This window comes from Duodenibacillus massiliensis (assembly GCF_900128485.1).
Lineage (GTDB): Bacteria > Pseudomonadota > Gammaproteobacteria > Burkholderiales > Burkholderiaceae_F > Duodenibacillus > Duodenibacillus massiliensis.
In genome coordinates, this window is sequence record NZ_LT635860.1 from 108,576 (window position 1) to 126,000 (window position 17,425).

19 protein-coding genes, 1 tRNA gene and 1 pseudogene (1 of these 21 running past the window's edge) are annotated in these 17,425 nt (G+C 55.0%); 14 read left to right on the forward strand and 7 right to left on the reverse strand.

What is annotated here, in order from left to right; all coding sequences use genetic code 11:
* The first annotated feature begins 4 nt into the window (after positions 1–4).
* Together BQ7486_RS06025 and BQ7486_RS06030 are read left to right on the forward strand one after the other, a co-directional pair.
* On the forward strand, positions 5–415 hold the full coding sequence (locus tag BQ7486_RS06025) for a peptidase M20 (protein ID WP_022372774.1): 411 nt from the start codon (positions 5–7) through the stop codon (positions 413–415).
* Between the two features lie 165 nt (positions 416–580).
* Positions 581–1,840 carry a sugar transporter gene (locus BQ7486_RS06030; protein ID WP_074009342.1) on the forward strand — a complete coding sequence of 420 codons (1,260 nt, stop codon included), beginning with the start codon at positions 581–583 and terminating at the stop codon, positions 1,838–1,840.
* Between the two features lie 72 nt (positions 1,841–1,912).
* Here the strand turns inward: BQ7486_RS06030 and BQ7486_RS06035 are convergent, their stop codons facing one another.
* From BQ7486_RS06035 to BQ7486_RS06050, 4 genes are all read right to left on the reverse strand, one after another.
* Complete coding sequence (locus BQ7486_RS06035; RefSeq protein ID WP_022372772.1) at positions 1,913–2,908, reverse strand: ketopantoate reductase family protein; 996 nt, start codon at positions 2,906–2,908, stop codon at positions 1,913–1,915.
* Positions 2,909–3,427: 519 nt separating this feature from the next.
* Positions 3,428–4,375, reverse strand: coding sequence for an ABC transporter substrate-binding protein (locus BQ7486_RS06040; protein WP_074009343.1), 948 nt, complete (start codon positions 4,373–4,375; stop codon positions 3,428–3,430).
* Positions 4,365–5,114, reverse strand: a complete 750-nt coding sequence (locus BQ7486_RS06045) for an ABC transporter ATP-binding protein (protein ID WP_022372770.1) — start codon at positions 5,112–5,114, stop codon at positions 4,365–4,367. The genes BQ7486_RS06040 and BQ7486_RS06045 overlap by 11 nt, the downstream gene beginning before the upstream one ends.
* On the reverse strand, positions 5,107–5,868 hold the full coding sequence (locus tag BQ7486_RS06050; protein WP_022372769.1) for an ABC transporter permease: 762 nt from the start codon (positions 5,866–5,868) through the stop codon (positions 5,107–5,109). The genes BQ7486_RS06045 and BQ7486_RS06050 overlap by 8 nt, the downstream gene beginning before the upstream one ends.
* Before the next feature lie 200 nt (positions 5,869–6,068).
* Between BQ7486_RS06050 and BQ7486_RS06055 the strand changes: the two genes are divergently transcribed.
* Both BQ7486_RS06055 and BQ7486_RS06060 read left to right on the forward strand, forming a co-directional pair.
* The gene (locus BQ7486_RS06055; protein ID WP_074009345.1) at positions 6,069–7,277 is read left to right on the forward strand and encodes a hypothetical protein; all 1,209 of its coding nucleotides are present in this window, start codon (positions 6,069–6,071) and stop codon (positions 7,275–7,277) included.
* 28 nt (positions 7,278–7,305) lie between these two features.
* On the forward strand, positions 7,306–7,671 hold the full coding sequence (locus tag BQ7486_RS06060) for a hypothetical protein (protein WP_074009346.1): 366 nt from the start codon (positions 7,306–7,308) through the stop codon (positions 7,669–7,671).
* Positions 7,672–7,762: 91 nt separating this feature from the next.
* Here the strand turns inward: BQ7486_RS06060 and BQ7486_RS06065 are convergent, their stop codons facing one another.
* Complete coding sequence (locus BQ7486_RS06065) at positions 7,763–8,056, reverse strand: DUF234 domain-containing protein (protein WP_143183072.1); 294 nt, start codon at positions 8,054–8,056, stop codon at positions 7,763–7,765.
* Between the two features lie 85 nt (positions 8,057–8,141).
* Between BQ7486_RS06065 and modD the strand changes: the two are divergent.
* From modD to BQ7486_RS06085, 4 genes and pseudogenes are all read left to right on the forward strand, one after another.
* Positions 8,142–8,846, forward strand: a pseudogene (gene modD / locus BQ7486_RS06070) (ModD protein); the annotation flags it as partial.
* 114 nt (positions 8,847–8,960) lie between these two features.
* Positions 8,961–9,037 (forward strand) — tRNA-Asp (locus BQ7486_RS06075).
* 214 nt (positions 9,038–9,251) lie between these two features.
* The gene (queC, locus tag BQ7486_RS06080) at positions 9,252–9,980 is read left to right on the forward strand and encodes a 7-cyano-7-deazaguanine synthase QueC (RefSeq protein WP_074009349.1); all 729 of its coding nucleotides are present in this window, start codon (positions 9,252–9,254) and stop codon (positions 9,978–9,980) included.
* A gap of 45 nt (positions 9,981–10,025) precedes the next feature.
* Entirely contained in the window at positions 10,026–10,373 is a 348-nt protein-coding gene (locus BQ7486_RS06085) for a tautomerase family protein (protein ID WP_338081639.1), read from the forward strand.
* A 5-nt stretch (positions 10,374–10,378) separates the two neighbouring features.
* Here the strand turns inward: BQ7486_RS06085 and BQ7486_RS06090 are convergent, their stop codons facing one another.
* Positions 10,379–10,627, reverse strand: coding sequence for a transposase (locus BQ7486_RS06090; protein WP_074009351.1), 249 nt, complete (start codon positions 10,625–10,627; stop codon positions 10,379–10,381).
* Here BQ7486_RS06090 and iscB point away from each other — a divergent pair.
* From iscB to BQ7486_RS06115, 6 genes are all read left to right on the forward strand, one after another.
* The gene (gene iscB / locus BQ7486_RS06095) at positions 10,593–11,792 is read left to right on the forward strand and encodes an RNA-guided endonuclease IscB (protein ID WP_074009352.1); all 1,200 of its coding nucleotides are present in this window, start codon (positions 10,593–10,595) and stop codon (positions 11,790–11,792) included. The genes BQ7486_RS06090 and iscB overlap by 35 nt on opposite strands.
* 437 nt (positions 11,793–12,229) lie before the next feature.
* On the forward strand, positions 12,230–13,138 hold the full coding sequence (locus BQ7486_RS06100; protein ID WP_074009353.1) for a universal stress protein: 909 nt from the start codon (positions 12,230–12,232) through the stop codon (positions 13,136–13,138).
* 161 nt (positions 13,139–13,299) lie between these two features.
* Positions 13,300–14,535, forward strand: coding sequence for an ATP-binding protein (locus tag BQ7486_RS06105; protein WP_074009354.1), 1,236 nt, complete (start codon positions 13,300–13,302; stop codon positions 14,533–14,535).
* Between the two features lie 74 nt (positions 14,536–14,609).
* Positions 14,610–14,765, forward strand: coding sequence for a twin-arginine translocation signal domain-containing protein (locus BQ7486_RS11655; protein ID WP_143183074.1), 156 nt, complete (start codon positions 14,610–14,612; stop codon positions 14,763–14,765).
* Positions 14,752–14,940: a hypothetical protein gene (locus BQ7486_RS06110; protein WP_074009355.1), complete on the forward strand. Its 189-nt coding sequence runs from the start codon at positions 14,752–14,754 to the stop codon at positions 14,938–14,940. The genes BQ7486_RS11655 and BQ7486_RS06110 overlap by 14 nt, the downstream gene beginning before the upstream one ends.
* An 84-nt stretch (positions 14,941–15,024) precedes the next feature.
* Positions 15,025–16,479 (forward strand): IS1634 family transposase, encoded by a 1,455-nt coding sequence (locus BQ7486_RS06115; protein ID WP_084765792.1) that lies wholly within the window; start codon positions 15,025–15,027, stop codon positions 16,477–16,479.
* Positions 16,480–16,484: 5 nt separating this feature from the next.
* Here BQ7486_RS06115 and BQ7486_RS06120 read toward each other — a convergent pair whose 3' ends face one another.
* Positions 16,485–17,425, reverse strand: partial view of an ISL3 family transposase gene (locus BQ7486_RS06120; RefSeq protein ID WP_074009357.1) — the 3' portion only. Its footprint extends 16 nt past the window's final position; 941 of the gene's 957 nt are visible here — the last part of the coding sequence; the start codon falls outside the window, past its right edge; the stop codon is at positions 16,485–16,487.

The following is a 17,425-nucleotide window of genomic DNA, read 5'->3' on the forward strand; positions in this document are numbered from 1 at the left end:
CGGCATGAAGACTTTGTTTGCTGCGGCAGCTGTTGCCGCGGTGAGCCTTACTGCAACGGCCGCCACCGAAACCCTCTCGGTTTCCGTGATCGGCCCGGGCGGACACAGTAACGGTAGCTACGGGCAGACCAATGCCCTGCACGCCCCAGCCCGTGGAATTCTCAATATTGAGAAGGCCGTGCCAACGGCTGTGATTTCCGGATTTAACGGTGGGGCGACAGTGAACGCCATCGAGGCGGACGCCCGTTTTGACGTTGTTCTGACGGGGGATAAGGCCGCATTGGCAGAGCAAAAGAAGCTTGTTCATAAGGCTGTCGCTGACGGGTGCGCTGCGGAAAACGCCTTCCGTAACGTGAAGGCCGGGGATAAGACCCGGTCCGGCGCTCCGGCCGACATCCGCTTTACGGTGAAATAAACTGGAAAAAACGGCAGGACTTTCTCTTTGGGAAGCGTGTCTCAGCACTTTTTCTCAAGGGTAGTCCCCGTCTTTTTTCGGGTTTTGTACCGACTCAGCAGCTTGCGGCGCGGTCTAAAATCAGGCTCCCTTTTTCATGAGCCTGATAGGGCAGAAGTTTTTGCCATGCAGACCGCGTCCGCACACCGCCTTGAAGTCACGTCCTGGCTTCCGATTCTGGGCCTGGCCTTTGCCGCCTTTGTCTTTAACACCTCGGAGTTTCTGCCGGTGGGGCTGCTGCCGGATATGGCTGCAAGCCTCGGGGAGACCGTGTCGTTTACGGGCCTCGTGATCACGGGCTACGCCTGGGTGGTGGCCATCATGTCGCTGCCTTTGACGATTCTTACGGCCCGGTTTGAGCGCCGAAAGCTTCTTTTGTGCCTGATTCTCTGCTTTGCCTTAAGCCACATCGCGGTGCTCTGGGTCGCATGCTTCGGGTCGCTTTTGGCAGCGCGCATCTGCGTGGCCCTGTGCCACTCCATCTTCTGGTCCATCATGACGCCCTTGGCGGCACGCATGGCTCCGAAGGGAAAGCGGGCGCTGGGGCTTGCGTGCGTGATGGGCGGAACGATTGTGGCAACTGTGATGGGGCTGCCGATCGGCACCAAGCTCGGGCAGCTTTTCGGCTGGCAGGAAGCTTTTGCCGTGATCGGCGCGGTGGCGCTTTGCGTGCTCGTCATGATCTGGCTCGTGCTGCCGCCTTGCCCGGCAACAAGCGCGGGGTCGTTAAAGAGCCTTCCGGTGATCCTCAAGCGCCCGGCCCTCCTGCAGCTTTATTTCCTCACGGCTGTCACGGAACTCGGACACTTTACGGCCTACAGCTACATTGCGCCGATTCTGCAGGCTGACGGGGGCTTTTCCCCCACCGACGTTGTGACGGTGCTTTTTGTCTTCGGAATTTCCGGGATTATCGGCGCCTTTACCGCAACGAAGGTTGTTGATAAACACATTTCCGGGGCGCTGACACTGCCGCTTGTTCTCACGGCTGTGAGCCTTCTGTTGATTTACCCGGCCTGCGCGACGCTGCCGTCAATACTCACGCTCTGCATTGTCTGGGGTGCGGCGGTTACGGCGGTGAGTCTTGCGTTTCAGACAATTGTCCTTAATGTTGCGCCCGACGCCGCCGACATTGCAACGTCGCTTTTCTCCGGAATTTTCAATATCGGGATCGGCGGCGGCGCATTTTTGGGGAGCATGATTTCCGGCAGTTTCGGTTTTCACCCGGTCACCTTTGTGGGTTCGGGCCTGGTGACGGTTTCGGCTCTTTTGTGTCTCACGCTCTGGATCCGCACGGGAAGCGCTCTGTTTCCGATTGAAAAGGTGGCGACAAACGCCGTGCAGCCGGCGGCCAACCGAACGCTTGCGGATCAGAATCCCGTGAAGTAATGTTGCCATCAGAGGCGCACACAAAAAAGCCCGGTTACCGTTACAGTCCGGGCTTTTTCGTCAGAAGCTGCCTCAGTACGCGGCTTCGATAGCCTTGATTTTTTCGTAAAGCGCCGTGTTGACAGGCACTTCAATCCCGGCGGCTTTGGCCTTTTCGATGACGGTCCCGGCAAAAAGGTCGACTTCCGTGGGGCGTTTCGCGAGCGTGTCCTGACGCATCGAGGGCATCCCGTCAGGCATCAGCGTGTCGATGATGGCGACATATTCGTTTAAGTCGTCTTCGGTGAGATTGACGCCGTTTTTATTGGCAACGGCAATCACTTCGCGCATCGCGGCCTTCATCATGTCGCGTGCGGCGCCGGGCTTTTGCACGTCGGCAAAAGTGCCTTTCACAACGGCCACGGTTTGATTGACGCCGCAGTTAAGCATCCACTTGCTGTAAAGGCGACGTACGATGTCGGACTCCGTCTTATAGGGTAGCCCCGTTTCGTTAAAAAGCTGTTCGAGGCGCGAGAGCGCCGTGCGTTTGGCGGGCGTCTCCTTATCAATGCCGATTCGCAGTTCTCCGATGGAGCTTAAGCGCACATGGCGGCCTTCACGCAGGGCGTCCATGGCCTGCGCCACCGACCGGATAACAACACCGCGGCCCTGCAGGTGCTTTTCAATGATGTCTTCGGAGGTGATGCCGTTTAAAACGGAAAGCACGACGGTTTCGGGGCCGATCACCGGGTCGGCAGTTCTCAAGGCGTCTTTCAGTGCGCCGCCCTTGACGGCAAAGATCACGAGATCGGCCCAGCATTGTGCGGCCTTGTATTCAGCAGGCGTTTCGTAGCGAAACGGGCAGATATGACCGTTACAGGTGACTTCTGTCGTGCGGTAACGCGCGGTGCGCACGGCGTCCGCGAGAAACGTGACTTTGTCGGTGCCGAGCGCTTGCACGAAGAAGTCTCCGTACATGATGCCCAGGGCGCCGAGTCCGATGACGGCGATGTTTTCAATCGGCTTGAGGTTTTCGGTCATATCTTCTGTGAGTACCTGCACACGGGGACCGTGGTTGACGGGCGGCATATTAGCCAATTCCAAAAAATTGTGGGCGGGGCGGAGATAGTTGTCAGAACCTCGAGCCGGCCTGTGATATCTGAAAACTGTCTTTTGGATGGTGTGTGTCCTCAGGTTATTGATCTGGCGCTGTTTTTTGTGTTTTGGAGATTTGCTGCACGCGTGTGGCAAATCTTTGAACAGCAGATCTGGCCGTCGTGACATCCTGCGGACAATCAGGGCCGGCTTTCGGTTTGGGCGGCGTCAGATAAGAGCACTGATTTCTGCTTCGGTGGGCAGCAGCGGCGCATATTTCGCCGCAAATACCGCTTTGCATTCCTGAAAAACGGAGTACTTCACAGAATTTCCCGCATTGTGGATGGTTGACGGTTGGCCCGTATGGTTCAATGGCTCAGAGAGTCTCCGAAGTCAGCCGCAAGATGGTGGTGATTCCGACGACACCCGTGTAAGCGAGGCCTGAATTATCCATAAAAACGCCCCGGCAGGCGCAGTGTCTGCCGGGGTGTTTAACTTCCTGAAAAGAGCGGATTATTCCTTCGCGGTCGGCCAGACAAGGCTCTTGACATCCACCTTTTTCTGCATCATGCCGTTTTCAACGAGAAAGTCCTGATCAAGCGCAAGGCCCTTGACATCCGTTGTCGTCACGGTGTTGTAGTAGTTGGACCACTGTGCGAGCTTTTTGGCGTCTTCAAGAGAAATGCCGTGCTCCTTGGCGCCGAGCGCCACGGCCTTGTCCCAGTTCTTGTTGATCCAGTCAAGCGCAGCGCGCTGCGTCTTTACGGTGAGCTTCACGGCGTTCGGGAACTGCCGGGCAAAGGGCTGGCTTGCGGTCACAACGAGGTTGACGTTGACGAGGTCCTTGGCGGTCGTCACCACCTTGTAGCCGGCTTCCTCGGCCTTAATGACAGCGCTTGCGGCAAGAAGCGCGGCGTCAGCGTTGCCGCTTACGACCGCGGAGAGCGCCGCGGGGATCCCCATCGAAACGAATTCCACGTCCTTGGCGCTCATGCCTTCGCTTTTAAGCGCCGCGACCATGAGCTGGTGCAGTACCGTGCCGCGGGGGCCGGCAATCTTTTTACCCTTGAGTTCCTTCACGGTCAGGGGCTTACCCTTGGCGGAGACGATCGCAAAGGTGTCGGCCGGGTGCGAAACACCGTTAATGATCACGACGGGGTTGCCGGAACCGTTAGCCATCAGCAGCGACGCCGTATTCATCACGGCGGAAATGTCAATGGCGCCTGCGGCCATGGCCTGCGCCTGCTGGGCGCCCGAGTTGATGTCGTGCCACTTCACTTCGGTGCCGTAAGGCGCAAAGGCCTTTTCAAGCATCTTCTGATCCTTCATCACCATGTTTTGAAGGTTAAAGGGGGCTTTGACGTAAACAACGTCAAGCACCTCGGGCATGCCGCCCGTTGCGGCGCAGGCAGCGCCTGCAAAAAGTGCGGAAAGTGCAATAACGGTGGTTTTAAGTTTCATTTTTGGTTGGTCCTACATCAGTAAAAAAATCGTTGAGAATCGATTCGCTTAAGGCCGAGAGCCCCGGTGTGGCGAGGTTTCTCGGATAAGAAAAGGAGACGGGATAGGCCGTTATCGCACGGCCTTCGGAAAGCCGGGTGATGTGTGAGGCCAGAAGCGTTGCTTCCAATACATCGTGCGTCACAAGCACCACGGTCATGGGGTGCGCCTGCCAGAGGCGGATAAATTCATTGCGAACGCGCGTGCGGGTGAGGGCGTCTAAGGCACTGAAGGCCTCGTCCATCAAAAGAATGTCGGGTTCTGAGACCAGTGCGCGCGCAAGCGACACGCGCTGGGCCATGCCGCCAGAGAGCTCCCGGGGCTTAGCCCTTGCGCTTTGCGTGAGCCCGATCATCTCAAGCATGCGGCCGGTTTTTTCCTTCTGAACGGAATGCGGCTCGTGTCTTACCGCAAGTGCAATGTTTTCTTCCACGGTAAGCCACGGAAAAAGACGCGGCTCCTGAAAGACAACGGATAGCGAGGGTGTTTTTCTTTCGCCCTTAAAAGTCACGGTGCCGCTTTCCGGCTTTTCGAGCCCCGCGATCATTCTCAGAAGCGTCGTTTTTCCGCAGCCGCTTTCGCCGATCACCGCAGAAATCGCGCCGGCGGCAAAGCTAAGCGACAGATTATGGGCCGGTGTGACGGTGCCGCTTGCCGACACAAATGTTTTGGTGAGTTGCGAGCAGACAATCTCAAACACGCTGCACCTCCGCAGCTGAGGCTGGCGTCACGCGCTTTAAAAGCGCTCTCAGCAGGGCGTCCGCGGCAATGCCGAGCACCACAATCGTGATGATTCCGACGAAGACAGCGTCTGTTTTGGCAAATTCCCCGGACTCGCTGATAAGAAACCCGAGGCCGGAACTTGCGGCAATGAGTTCGGCTCCGACAAGCGCTCTCCAGCAGTAGCCGAAACCGAGCCTCAGGCCCGTGACGATCCCGGGCAGGGCCGCAGGGAGCGTGAGCTTAAAAAAGAGCTCGCGCCCGGTGAATTTGAGTGTACGGGCCGCTTCAATGAGCTTGGGATCAACCCCCGCAACAGCCGTTGCCGCATTCATGTAGATTGGGAAAAATCCCGAAAGAAAGACGATCGCGATTTTGGGGGCTTCTTCAATCCCGAGCCACAAAATCAGAAGAGGAATCAGCGATAAGGGCGGCGTTACCCTGAGCGCTTCTATGAGAAAGCGCGTCAGGCGCGAGGCCTTCGGGCTTTTGGCACAGAGCACCCCGAGGCCGATGCCGAGAGAGGCCGCGAGAAGAAAGCCCGTCATCGTACGAAAGGCGCTTGCGCCGATGTGGTGCAGCAGTTCCCCGTTACCGATGAGTTCGGCAAAGCGGGCGGCCACTGATGCGGGCGAGGGCAGCAGTATGGGCGCCACAAACCCTTCCGTGGTGGTGTAAAGCCACAGAATAAAAAGAGCTGCCGGAATAAACGCGTAGTCAAAAAATCGGCGCATGGCGCAGAAAACGTTCTTTGTTGAGCGCGAGTATATCCCGCCTGGGAGTGATTCTCATTTTCTGCGCCGTCACAGAATTTCCCGCAGGAAGCCCGGGGCTTGAGCCCCGGGAGGAATGCGGGCTTTCGAAATTTTTTAATTTTGGCCCAAACGCAGCCAAACCATGCACATAGTTTTCGCTTAAGGTATATTCAGCCGCTATGAAATCGCGCACACCGTCCTTTGTCATCGAGCTGGGCCTGAAAACCGGAGAGGATCAGGAAAGTGCACTGGAGACCTACTTCTCCGATGCACGCCAGCTCTTCAATGCTGTTCTCGGAACAGCAAAGAAACGTGTGCGCGCCATGAAAAGCACTGAAGCATGGAAGCTGACGGCCGCGATGCCCAAGGGCAAAGACCGCAACAAGCGGTTTAAGGAAATTCAGAAGTCCGCCCACCTTTCCGAGTATGCCCTGCATGATGTCGTGAAAGAGCACCGTGCCAAGGGCGGCTTTACAAAGCGCATCGGCATCAACGAAGCGCAGAAAATTGCCACACGTGTCTGGCAGGGCATTGAGCGCTGGCTGCTTCATCAGGGCGGTCAGCCGCGGTTTAAGAGTGCTAAACGGGGCTTGCACAGCGTTGAGGGAAAATCAAACAAAGCGGGGCTTCGTTGGAAGGCCAAGACGTGGACGCTCGAGGTTCTGGATCTGGTGATAAAGGCTGAAGCCCCGGATGCCTGGCAGAAAGAAGCTCTTCTTTCAGTAACAGATCCGTCCGGTTTTAAGCGTGTCAAATACTGCCGTCTTGTCCGGCGGATGATCCGCGGCCGTATGCGCTACTTTGTTCAGCTCATTGTCGAAGGCGTACCGCCCGTCAAGCACGTTTATGCTCCCAAGGATCTCAAGGTGGCTGTTGACCCGGGCCCGAGGACCATGACTTTTTACAGCCCCGAGTGGCAGCAAAAGATTTTGGTGAGCGCGGGCACTGTCTCTCAGGAAAAGGAGATTGCGCGTCTTTTACGTGCCATGGACCGCTCCCGCAGAGACACGAATCGGGAGTGCTACAACGCGGACGGCACCGTTAAAGCCGCCGGAAAAAAGATTGTCTGGAAGGAATCCAAGACCTATAAGGCAACAAAGGCAAAACTTGCGGATCTGTACCGCCGCCAGGCGCAAACCCGCCGTTGCCTGCACGGCGAAGTGATTAACCAGGTGTTCGGCAGGGCCGGCACCGTCATTGTGGAGAAGAACTCATACAAAGCATTTCAGAGAGCCGGATACGGCAAGAGTTTGGGCAAAAGCGGTATTGCAGGATTGATAACCCGGATGACAAGTAAGGCTGAAAGCGCCGGCTGTTGTGTGGTGAAAGTCAGTCCCCGCAAAACTGCGCCCGAGTCAGCACGATCCCGAAACGGGAACGTACCGTAAGAAGGCTCTTTGGGAGAGAAGTCATCAGTTGGGAGATACGGGCTGGTACATGGACCGCGATGTCGCGGCCGCCATGAACCTGTATTTTGCGGATCCCGCCACTGACAGCTACGATCTGAAGGCTGAGCAATCAGCGCTTGCGAGGCTCAAACAAGTCTCAGGGAACGCCGGATCGATAGTGCAGTACAAACCAGCGAATCGGCAAGACGAAGCAGTCCTTCGCCGGAACCGACGGATCGAGCTGATGAAGCCCGTAGCCGTAGAGCGGTTGCGTTTTAAATGTTCCTGTGGTGCAGGGGACGCCCGGGCAGACAAGGCCTCAAAAACCTTGCCTGTTACGGGAAAGCCTGCACCGTGTCAGGAAACCCCGCGCTTTCAAGCGCGGGTTGTTTAGTGATGCTTATTGAGGCGCCCCAGCGCGAGGTGCCTTTGGCCGGCGGCCGTAATCTCTGTGTTCTGTCGCCGGCTTTTTTTGACTCTCAATCTTACCGGTGAATGTCATTGAGGCTGCGGCATTCAAAGCGCAGGGTGTAGTCGCGGTATTTTGATTGCTGCGAGAGAAACACGTAGGCTTTTTCTTTCAGCCAGCCTTCGAACCACGATTCAAGGACGTGCCTGCCCACGTAATCCGGCAGAATCGAACGGATGTGTTCAAAGAGCCTGTCGTTGCGGCCGCGTTCGATCATGGTGCTGTACGGGTTAATGCACAGAAACCAAAACTGCAGAAAGGCGTCAGCCAAAACATAGCGGCAGCTGCGGTTGGTCTGAGCTCCTCCCAAAGGACACTCTTTTTCCACCAGCCGGAAATAGTCCGTTAGTTTTCGAAACAGGCTTGAAACATCGAGCGCTCCGAAAGAGGACGGCTTTGTTTTCGGTATCGACTGGTCTGCGCTTCTGTTTGAGCGGGCCGGGCTCAGGATCACACGGCAGGAAAAAGCTGCAGGGTTGTACAAGTCCGGAGAGACCGTGCTTGCCGCCGAAGGGCCTGCAGGGGCCATTCATGCGGTTTATAAAACAGCGCAGAACATTATGGAATATGGTTGCGGCATTGCCGGGCGGGCGGCCGCCATGACGGCTGCGGCACATGCCGTCAATCCCGACTGCCATGTGATGGTAACGCGCAAACATTTTCCGGGCACCAAAACGCTCTCATTGGCAGCTGCTCTGGCGGGCGGCGCTGTGGTGCACCGCACCGGGCTTTCTGACTCCGTTCTGATTTTTGATCAGCATCGGGTGTTTTGCCGGGATGTGCCTGCGGCCATTTTCCACGCCAAACGGGCAGCGCCGGAGCGCAAGATTGCGGTGGAAGCGGGGAGCCTTGAAGAGGTGCTGACCTTCGTCAGGGCCGGCTGCGACATCGTGCAGTGTGAGCGTTTCGCACCGGAAAAACTTGAGGAACTTGTGAAAGCGGTGAAGTCCGTGAATCCAGCGGTATTGGTTTCAGCTGAGGGCGGCGTGAACGGCGAGAATGCGGCAGCCTATGCGCGGGCCGGAGCCGATATGCTCGTGACATCTTGGGTGTATTTCGGTAAGCCCTTTGATATAAAAATGAAAATCGAAGCGATCTGATTGTGTAATACGGCAGGCCGGGAAAAATAGTACTTGAACGTATTGCCAAAACAAAAAAACACAGGTAATATGCCTGTCCTCGGTTGGCGACAGCCGGGATTGATGAGAAAGGTCGGAGTGGTAGTTCAGTTGGTTAGAATATCGGCCTGTCACGTCGAGGGTCGCGGGTTCGAGTCCCGTCCACTCCGCCACATCTTTCTGCATCAGACAAAAGGCTCCGTTCGGAGCTTTTTTCGTATCTGCCCTCATGAGCGGCCTGCCTTTTTCCTTTCCCCGCTTTTCTTTCCTTCCTGCTTCGTGCAGCAGTTCGTTCCTGTTTTGACGGCGTCAGCCGGCCGAGGGAGAATACGTCCGTATTTTTGTGCCGCAAGGCACCATCGTTTTTTTTTTGGAAAGGAAAAGCAAGTGGCGGAAACTGCAGCTGGTGACGGCCTGCGCCGGGCTTTGGTTTTGTTTTCGGGCGGCCAGGATTCAACGACGTGCCTTGCGTGGGCTCTGACGGTCTTTGACCGGGTGGACACCGTGGGCTTTGACTACGGGCAGCGGCATAAATCGGAACTAACCTGCCGCAAACGGATCCGCGAAATAATCCAAGCGCTCAACCCCCGTTGGCAAGGTAAGCTCGGTGAAGACCACATTCTGAACCTCACGGAACTTAACCGCATTGCTGACTGCGCCTTAACGCGCAGTGAAGCAATCGGCGAGGGCGCGGACGGCCTTCCCAACACTTTCGTGCCGGGCCGCAATCTTCTCTTTTTTAACTACGCCGCGATTCTTGCCTGGCGGCTCGGTATTCGTACGCTGGTGGGCGGAATGTGCGATACGGATTATTCCGGTTATCCGGACTGCCGCGACAATACGTTAAAGAGCCTGCAGGTGACGTTGTCGCTCGGGCTCGGACGCGATTTTGTGATTGAAACGCCGCTCATGCACCTTACGAAAGCCCAGTCCTGGATGCTTGCTGAAAACCTCGGCGGTAAGGCGCTCGTGGACCTTATCCGCTTTGAAACGGAAACGTGTTACGAAGGCGACCGCACGCACCGCCATGACTGGGGCTACGGGTGCGGTGTCTGTCCGGCCTGCCGTCTGCGGGCTAAGGGCTGGGAAGAATTTGTCCGCAGCTGCGGGAAATAAGGATCGGAAATTAACAGAAAACCACTGATCGGCGTCACGCCTGACATTAAAGAGGGCGCGATTACATTGAGAAACCGCTATCTGCAGTCCGTGACAGAAGCGGGCGGCATCCCAGTTGTGCTGCCTTTGTCCGTTTCCTGGGATGATGTAAGCTGGCTTTTGGGCCGCGTGGACGGCTTTCTCATCATGGGCGCCACCGACCTTCTGGCGCGCGTGCTCGGGAAAAATCCCGCGACCACCTCGGTCATCATTGAAGATGTGCCGCCTGAAAACTGGGGGATCGGCGGGCTTAATACGCCGGAGAGACGCAAGCGCGAAGCCGGAAAAAGGAAAAGGCCTGAGGCCCGGAGCATTTGCGCCGGTTTTCGGCTCTTCGTGCATAGTTGTGGGTAAAAAAATCAAGCAACTACACTGGAAGGCTGTTGTTTAGCGGGCTTTCCGGAGACAGCATGGTTTGGCAAAGGGATCACCAAATTTGAGCAGCATAAAAGCACCATTGCCTTGAGATTTTCAACATTACGAAACCCGTAGGCTTTCCGAATAATCAGCTTGATATTGTTGTTGACGGCTTCGACGCGTGCATTGCTCATTTTTAGCGTGATGCTGTTGAGTATGTTTTGTTCGTGGCGGCGTATCTTGGCGGCCAAATNGACGCCCTTTGTGATTCAACTGACGGTGCCGACGGGCGAAACCAAGCAGCCGATCACCTTGGGTGTGGATGCGGGCTACAAGCACGTCGGCCTGAGCGCAACGACCGCCAAGGAAGAGTTGTTGGCTTCCGAGGTCGAACTGCGGCAGGACGTGACGGGCTTGCTCTCGGATCGCTTGGCACTTCGCCGCGCCCGACGCAACCGCAAGACCCGCTACCGTGCGCCGTGTTTTGACAATCGCGTTCGATCAAAGCACAAGGGTTGGCTTGCGCCGTCCGTTGAAAACCGCATCCGTATCCATCTTTCGCGCATCGAGGCTGTTTTGCGTCTTCTGCCCGTCACCTCCGTTACCGTAGAAACGGCGGCGTTCGATATGCAGAAGATCAAAAACCCGGAGATTGAAGGCGAAGGCTATCAGCAGGGCGAGCAGCTTGGCTTTTGGAACGTGCGCGAATATGTGCTGTTCCGCGACGGTCACGTTTGCCAAGCCTGCAAAGGCAGATCGAAAGATCTGATTCTCAACGTGCATCACATTGAGAGTCGGAAAACGGGAGGCGACGCGCCGGGCAACCTCATCACGCTCTGCGAGGCGTGCCACAAGGCGTATCACGCAGGCAAGTTGAAGCAGTTCAGTCCCCGGCGCGGCGCTTCTTTCAGGGCAGAGACTTTCATGGGCATCATGCGTTGGACGGTGCTCAACCGCCTGCGCGAGCGCCATCCCGAATTGCCTGTCACGAATACCTACGGGTATCTGACCAAACACAAGCGCATCGTCGCGGGCTTGCCGAAGACGCATTGCGCGGACGCTTTCTGCATTGCTGGCGTCCTCGACGCAAAACGTCGGGGCGAATACCTGTTTCAGAAACAGACGCGCCGCCATAATCGCCAGATCCACAAGCTGACGATTCTCAAAGGCGGTGTGCGCAAGCGCCATCAGGCTCCGTACCTCGTGCACGGCTTCAGGCTCTTTGACAAGGTGCTGTGCAAAGAGGAAGTCGGCTTTATTTTTGGCAGACGCTCCTCGGGTGCATTCGATGTGCGCCGTCTGGACGGTACAAAGATTTCTGCCGGTATTTCCTACAAGAAACTTTCGCTTCTTGAGAAGCGAAAGATGTTTTTAACTGAACTGAGAAAGGAGGGTCGCGATTCCTCCCGCGTTTGAAGACGCGGGTTTCATTGCGGAATTTCTATGATAACGGCGCTGGTTTGACGGACATGCTTAAAAAGTAGGCACGCGGAATTTTCCGCAGCGAAAAAAGGCAGAAGCCCGATGAGCCTCTGCCTTTTCTTAATTGGTCCGGTGTTCCCGTCACCGGCACGGGCGGCGCGTCCGCCGACTTACAGTACGCATAGTACCGGCTCGGGCCGGCTAAAGCTGTAAGCGAATATGAGGCTTTGTATGCGGATGCAATGCCGGGCGACTGATCTTTCAGTTTTTGTGGTCACGGCGGCACTCTGACGTGCCTTTGGTACGTTTTCGCCAATCACCCGATACTTTGTGTTGGCCCAGAGTGCCGGACCGGGTAATTTGCGCTATAAACGGGGTAAGCGGGACGGTTTCTGCTTCAGAAGCCGGTCCCGGGTTGCAGAGGTTACTCCATGAAGATTCTGATTCCCGTTGACGGAAGTTCCTACAGTAAGACTGCGCTTGCGTTTCTTGCCTCGCGCCGGGAACTTCTGGCACTCAAACCGCATATTGAACTGCTGGTGGCGCCGGAGCCGCTGCCGGAAATCGTGCCGCGCATTGCCTCCAAAGAAACGCTCATGAAGTACTACGAGATTTCCGCCGAGGACGTGTTAAAGCCCTCGCGGGAATTTCTTGCCAAAGAAAAGATTCACGCCCAAGAAAAGGTGTTTCTCACCGATGAACCTGCCAAGGCGATTGTGGAAGAAGCAAAAATCACGGCGCCGGATCTCATCATCATGGGGAGCAAAAACTACGGCGTGCATTCCGGCTACTTTGTGGGAAGCGTCACGGGGGCCGTGCTCTCGCACACCACCGAACCCGTGCTCGTCATAAGAAACAGGCCGGTTCCGGAAAAAGCCGATTACGCCGTCGGGATCTGTGTGGACGGTTCGGACTACAGCCGTGCCGCTGTGCAGTATGCGGCTGACCATAAGGAGCTTTTCGGCAAAAATGCCGAGTATCACCTCATTCACGTCTCAGGCGACTATTCCGACCTGATGGCGCTCGGTAACGCCATGGTCGCCAAGCTCATTTCCTCGCATCGTAAGGAAAGCTATGAACGGGTGGCCGATACGGTGCGCCCGACGCTTGAAGCCGCGGGCATCACGCCCGTTGAGGTAAGCCTTACCGGAAACCCGGGTAACGAAATCGCCGCTTACGCAAAGAAAGCGGGCCTGGATATGCTGGTTTTAGGCAGCCGCGGGCAAAACACCCTGATGACCGCCGTGCTTGGTTCCACCGCGTCGCGCACGGCCTCTCAGGCCGATGTGCCGCTGCTGGTGATCCGAAAGCCACTGAAAAAGGAAGTCGGTGCGTCGTAGCCGCTGAGCCCGGGAGAGTCATCACCGGGCTTTTTTGTATCCAATCTTTGTCTTTATGATTAAATGTATTTAAAAATTATGGTTTTTTTATGATGATAATTAAATGCATTTAAAAATAATCATATAATTTTGATTAAGTTAAATACATTTTATTTGTTGTTATGGCTCAGACAGCTTTGATTCCGCGTCCGTATTACGAGGCGCTATTGGACAGGTACCGGGAAAACGGTCTTATCAAGGTCGTGCTCGGGCCAAGACGGTGCGGTAAATCGGTACTGCTGCAGATGTATGAGGCAAAACTTAAAGCCGAAGGTGTTGCCGAAGACCACTGTATTTCAGTGAGTCTTGATGATTTAACACTTAAAAAGCTCAGAGATCCGGATGCCCTGCATGCCTGTGTTATAGAGAAAACGCGGGGCCCGGGCACGTATTACGTCTTTATTGACGAAGTCCAGATGTGCCCTGACTTTCATGAAGTGCTCGCGAGTCTGGCCAGACACCCTGAAATTGATCTCTACGTCACGGGGTCTAATGCTTTTTTGCTCTCCGGGGAACTTGCGACACTGCTGACCGGCCGGTTCAGCGAAATCCGGATGTCGACTTTTTCGTTTGCCGAATTTCACCGGGCCTGTGCAGAAGACGGGATTGCACCTCAGGACGATTTGCTGCGCTATATGCAGCTTGGCGGTTTTCCGGCCGTGACGGCTTTCCGGCACAACGCCAAAGCCGTGCAGGACTATTACGACGGATTGGTGACGTCAGTGATCGTGAAGGATATCTGCACACGGCTTAACGTTCGCGACGCGGCGGTTTTGTATGAGCTCACGGTTTGCCTTGCAACGAGCATCGGTTCACTGGTGTCCCCGAAAAATATCGCCAATACGCTTAAAAGCGCGGGCTGCAGTATTTCAATACCGACGATCTATACCTATCTGCAGGCCCTGGAAGACAGTTTCTTTTTCCATCGGGTGTCGCGTTTTGACGTGAGGGGGCGGGAGGTCCTGCGCCGGGAAGAAAAGTTTTATCTCTGCGATGTGGGATTTCGTTATTCAGTGACATCCTCGCCCGTGAAGGATTACGGACGGATTCTCGAAAACATTGTGTACCTCGAACTCAAGCGGCGGTACAAAAAGGTGACAGTCGGGCGTATTGGTGAGGCCGAAGTCGATTTTGTGGCAGAGTCAGAAAAAGGCTTTGCCTACTATCAGGTGGCGCTTTCCGTGCTTGATCCCCAGACACTGCAAAGAGAGCTCGCGCCCTTAACCAAAATCCGGGATTCCTGGCCGAAATATCTGATCACTCGCGATACGCTCGGCAGTGACCGGGTATTTGATGGTGTGCAGCTCATTAACGCCGCGCAGTGGCTCCTGGACAGCCCGACGGCAGCAGGCAACTAAGGAAAAACAATCAGACTTCCTCTGAGTGAAGGCCTCAGTCGGTTTGTGGCCCGTTTTTGTAAAGAGGTAGTTGTATGTCCGACATTTCCCGCCGATCCTTTCTTTCTGCTGTTGCAGCCGCGGGCTCACTGCCCGCTGTTTCTGCCGCGAAGGCTTCTCAGAAATTTGATCTCACAACAGACGTTCTGATCGCCGGGGGGCGGCGCCGCAGGCTGCATGGCCGCGGTTGAGGCCGCCAAAAAGGCACTTCTTGTGCAGGCGGGCGCCATGTTGGGGGGCAGCTCCGCGATTTCCTCGGGCTGGATCCGTGCTGCAAACACCGTCTGGCACGAAAAGCGCGGCATTAAGGCCTGGACTTCCCAACAACGTTGCACTCAAGCCTTCGGATCTGCATTTATTTCTTGAATTTCTTCAAAAATTTGTTGCATTTCCGAGTTTTTTTATTTATCATTGGGTGCAATGGTTGCACTCAATGATCAGTCAGAAAAAATGGCTGAAAGAAAGGTTCCGATCCCCGTGATTGCCGGGAAAATTACAAAGGCGAAACGCAAGGCCGGGGTCTACGTCTTATACGAGCTTGAACGTGTGTATGACGCCAAGAAAAGCTACAACGTGCCCAAGCGAGTCACCATTGGGAAGGTGTGTCCCGGTGATGACAAGATGATGGTGCCCAACGAGAATTACCAGAAGTACTTCCCCACGGCAGCCATACCCGAAGAGCATGCTGAAGTTGATCGCAGTTGCTGCCTGAAAATTGGCCCGCATCTTGTCTTTGACAAGATTTTGGAGGAGCACAGGCTCAAGCCGATGCTGAGTAAGCACTTCGGTGAGAGCACAGGGCTTCTTCTAGACTTGGTGAGCTATCTGATCGTCAACGAAGACAACGCCGGGCAGTATTACCCGGACTTCGCCTTTTCGCATCCGTTGTTTACCAAAAACCAGAAAATCAAAAGCGACTCCACGGTTTCCCGGTTCTTTTCATCCGTCACCAAGGATCAGATTTTTGGTTTCCTTGATGACTGGAATGCGCAGAGAGACCATAGAAACCGCATCTACGTTTCTTACGACTCGACCATCAAGAATCTGCAGGCGGGCGACATCGACTACGCCGAGTTCGGCAATGCAAAAGTAGACAAGGGAGTCCCCGTCATTAATGTCGCTGTCGCCTTTGACAAAACCAACAGAGAGCCTCTTTTCTACGAGGAGTATCCCGGTTCGATCAACGATGTCAGTCAGCTTCGGTTTCTTATCGACAAAATTAAGGCCTACGGCTACAAGGATTTAGGACTCATTCTCGACCGAGGTTATTTCAGCCGCGACAACATCGAGTACCTGGATGCCTGCGGCTACTTCTTCATCATGATGGTGAAAGGCTGTAAGGCATTGGTTGACACCGTCATTGAAGAGAAGCGCCACACATTCGAATCCACCCGCAAGTCAAAGATCGGCCCTACCGGAGTCTACGGCGTTACCGTTGAGAAACACCTTTTCTCCGGAGATAAGCACAAGCGTTATTTCCACCTGTATTTCAGTCCGTCAAAGATGGCCGCTGAGCGAGACCGGGTAGAAAAGAAAATAGCCGGAATGGCTGCAACGCTGAAATCCCTGGAAGGCCAAAAAGTCGAGCTGCCGAAAGAGTATCTCAACTACTTTCACTGCCACTTTATGAAAGGCAAGACCAAGGATGAGGCAAAGACGTTCCTGTACGCCGAGGAGAAAGAGTCGGTTGTGCAGCGTGAACTCGATCTGTGCGGTTACTTTGCCATCATCACCTCAGAGACCATGTCTGCTGAGCAGGCCTACATCCTTTACAAGGGCCGGGATGCATCGGAAAAACTGTTTGGAGCTGACAAAACCTTCTTGGGCTCGAGAAGCATGTGGGTCCAAAGCAATGAAGCGGTTTCAGCCAAATTTTTCAGGCTCTTCGTGCATAGTTGTGGGTAAAAAAATCAAGCAACTACACTGGAAGGCTGTTGTTTAGCGGGCTTTCCGGAGACAGCATGGTTTGGCAAAGGGATCACCAAATTTGAGCAGCATAAAAGCACCATTGCCTTGAGATTTTCAACATTACGAAACCCGTAGGCTTTCCGAATAATCAGCTTGATATTGTTGTTGACGGCTTCGACGCGTGCATTGCTCATTTTTAGCGTGATGCTGTTGAGTATGTTTTGTTCGTGGCGGCGTATCTTGGCGGCCAAATTTTTAAGCTCATCAATACGGCTGTGCCTTGCCCTGTAATACCAACTTTTGAGCTCCTGGGAAGCCTGTTGCGGATCAGTCATTTTCAGGATTAAACGCAGGGCCTCCTTGCTGGTGTAACAGCGGAACAGTACTTTGCTTGTCCGTGCAATCAGCTCCACTTTATGCCTCTGGTTTTCCGTCAGGTTCTCAGGGGCCTTGCCGAGGGCATACAGTGCAGATTTGATTTCATCTGCGGTCTGTTTGGCCTGATTGAACTCTTCCCTTGTTTTATCGTCAGCCTTCGGCCTGCCGCGTTTCTTTTTGAGTTGCTTGCTGATTTGCCTGACCTCCTTGGCTGCCTCGCGCCACTCCTTTTTGCGGACAGTATCGACAGCTTCGTTAGCCCACTGAACGACATGGAAATGATCCACGCAACGCTGGCAATGAGGGACAAACTCCCGGATGCAATCATCGATCCAGCGGGCACCATCGCCGGTGATAATTTTGATGCCGGCGCGTTGCTCCGGGGTCAGCAACTTAAAGAACTCTGAGAGGACTGCTTTGCCGTGACCTTTGGACACCCAGACAACGGTATTGGTGTCGTGATTGACGATAACGGTGATGTAGCTGTGTCCCTTACGGTAGCTGGTTTCATCAATGCCGATGGCTCTCAGATTATCGAAGCGCGCCGAGCTGTCAGGTTCTAGAA

What these genes read in the sequence shown, in the direction of transcription:
- BQ7486_RS06025 (WP_022372774.1), top strand. Translation starts at nt 5, where the DNA reads ATGAAGACTTTGTTTGCTGCGGCAGCTGTTGCCGCGGTGAGCCTTACT.
- BQ7486_RS06105 (WP_074009354.1), top strand. Translation starts at nt 13,300, where the DNA reads ATGGCTCAGACAGCTTTGATTCCGCGTCCGTATTACGAGGCGCTATTG.
- BQ7486_RS06040 (WP_074009343.1), bottom strand. Translation starts at nt 4,375, where the DNA reads ATGAAACTTAAAACCACCGTTATTGCACTTTCCGCACTTTTTGCAGGC.
- BQ7486_RS06055 (WP_074009345.1), top strand. Translation starts at nt 6,069, where the DNA reads ATGAAATCGCGCACACCGTCCTTTGTCATCGAGCTGGGCCTGAAAACC.
- BQ7486_RS06100 (WP_074009353.1), top strand. Translation starts at nt 12,230, where the DNA reads ATGAAGATTCTGATTCCCGTTGACGGAAGTTCCTACAGTAAGACTGCG.
- BQ7486_RS06115 (WP_084765792.1), top strand. Translation starts at nt 15,025, where the DNA reads ATGGCTGAAAGAAAGGTTCCGATCCCCGTGATTGCCGGGAAAATTACA.
- BQ7486_RS06050 (WP_022372769.1), bottom strand. Translation starts at nt 5,868, where the DNA reads ATGCGCCGATTTTTTGACTACGCGTTTATTCCGGCAGCTCTTTTTATT.
- BQ7486_RS06030 (WP_074009342.1), top strand. Translation starts at nt 581, where the DNA reads ATGCAGACCGCGTCCGCACACCGCCTTGAAGTCACGTCCTGGCTTCCG.
- BQ7486_RS06035 (WP_022372772.1), bottom strand. Translation starts at nt 2,908, where the DNA reads ATGCCGCCCGTCAACCACGGTCCCCGTGTGCAGGTACTCACAGAAGAT.
- BQ7486_RS11655 (WP_143183074.1), top strand. Translation starts at nt 14,610, where the DNA reads ATGTCCGACATTTCCCGCCGATCCTTTCTTTCTGCTGTTGCAGCCGCG.
- BQ7486_RS06110 (WP_074009355.1), top strand. Translation starts at nt 14,752, where the DNA reads ATGGCCGCGGTTGAGGCCGCCAAAAAGGCACTTCTTGTGCAGGCGGGC.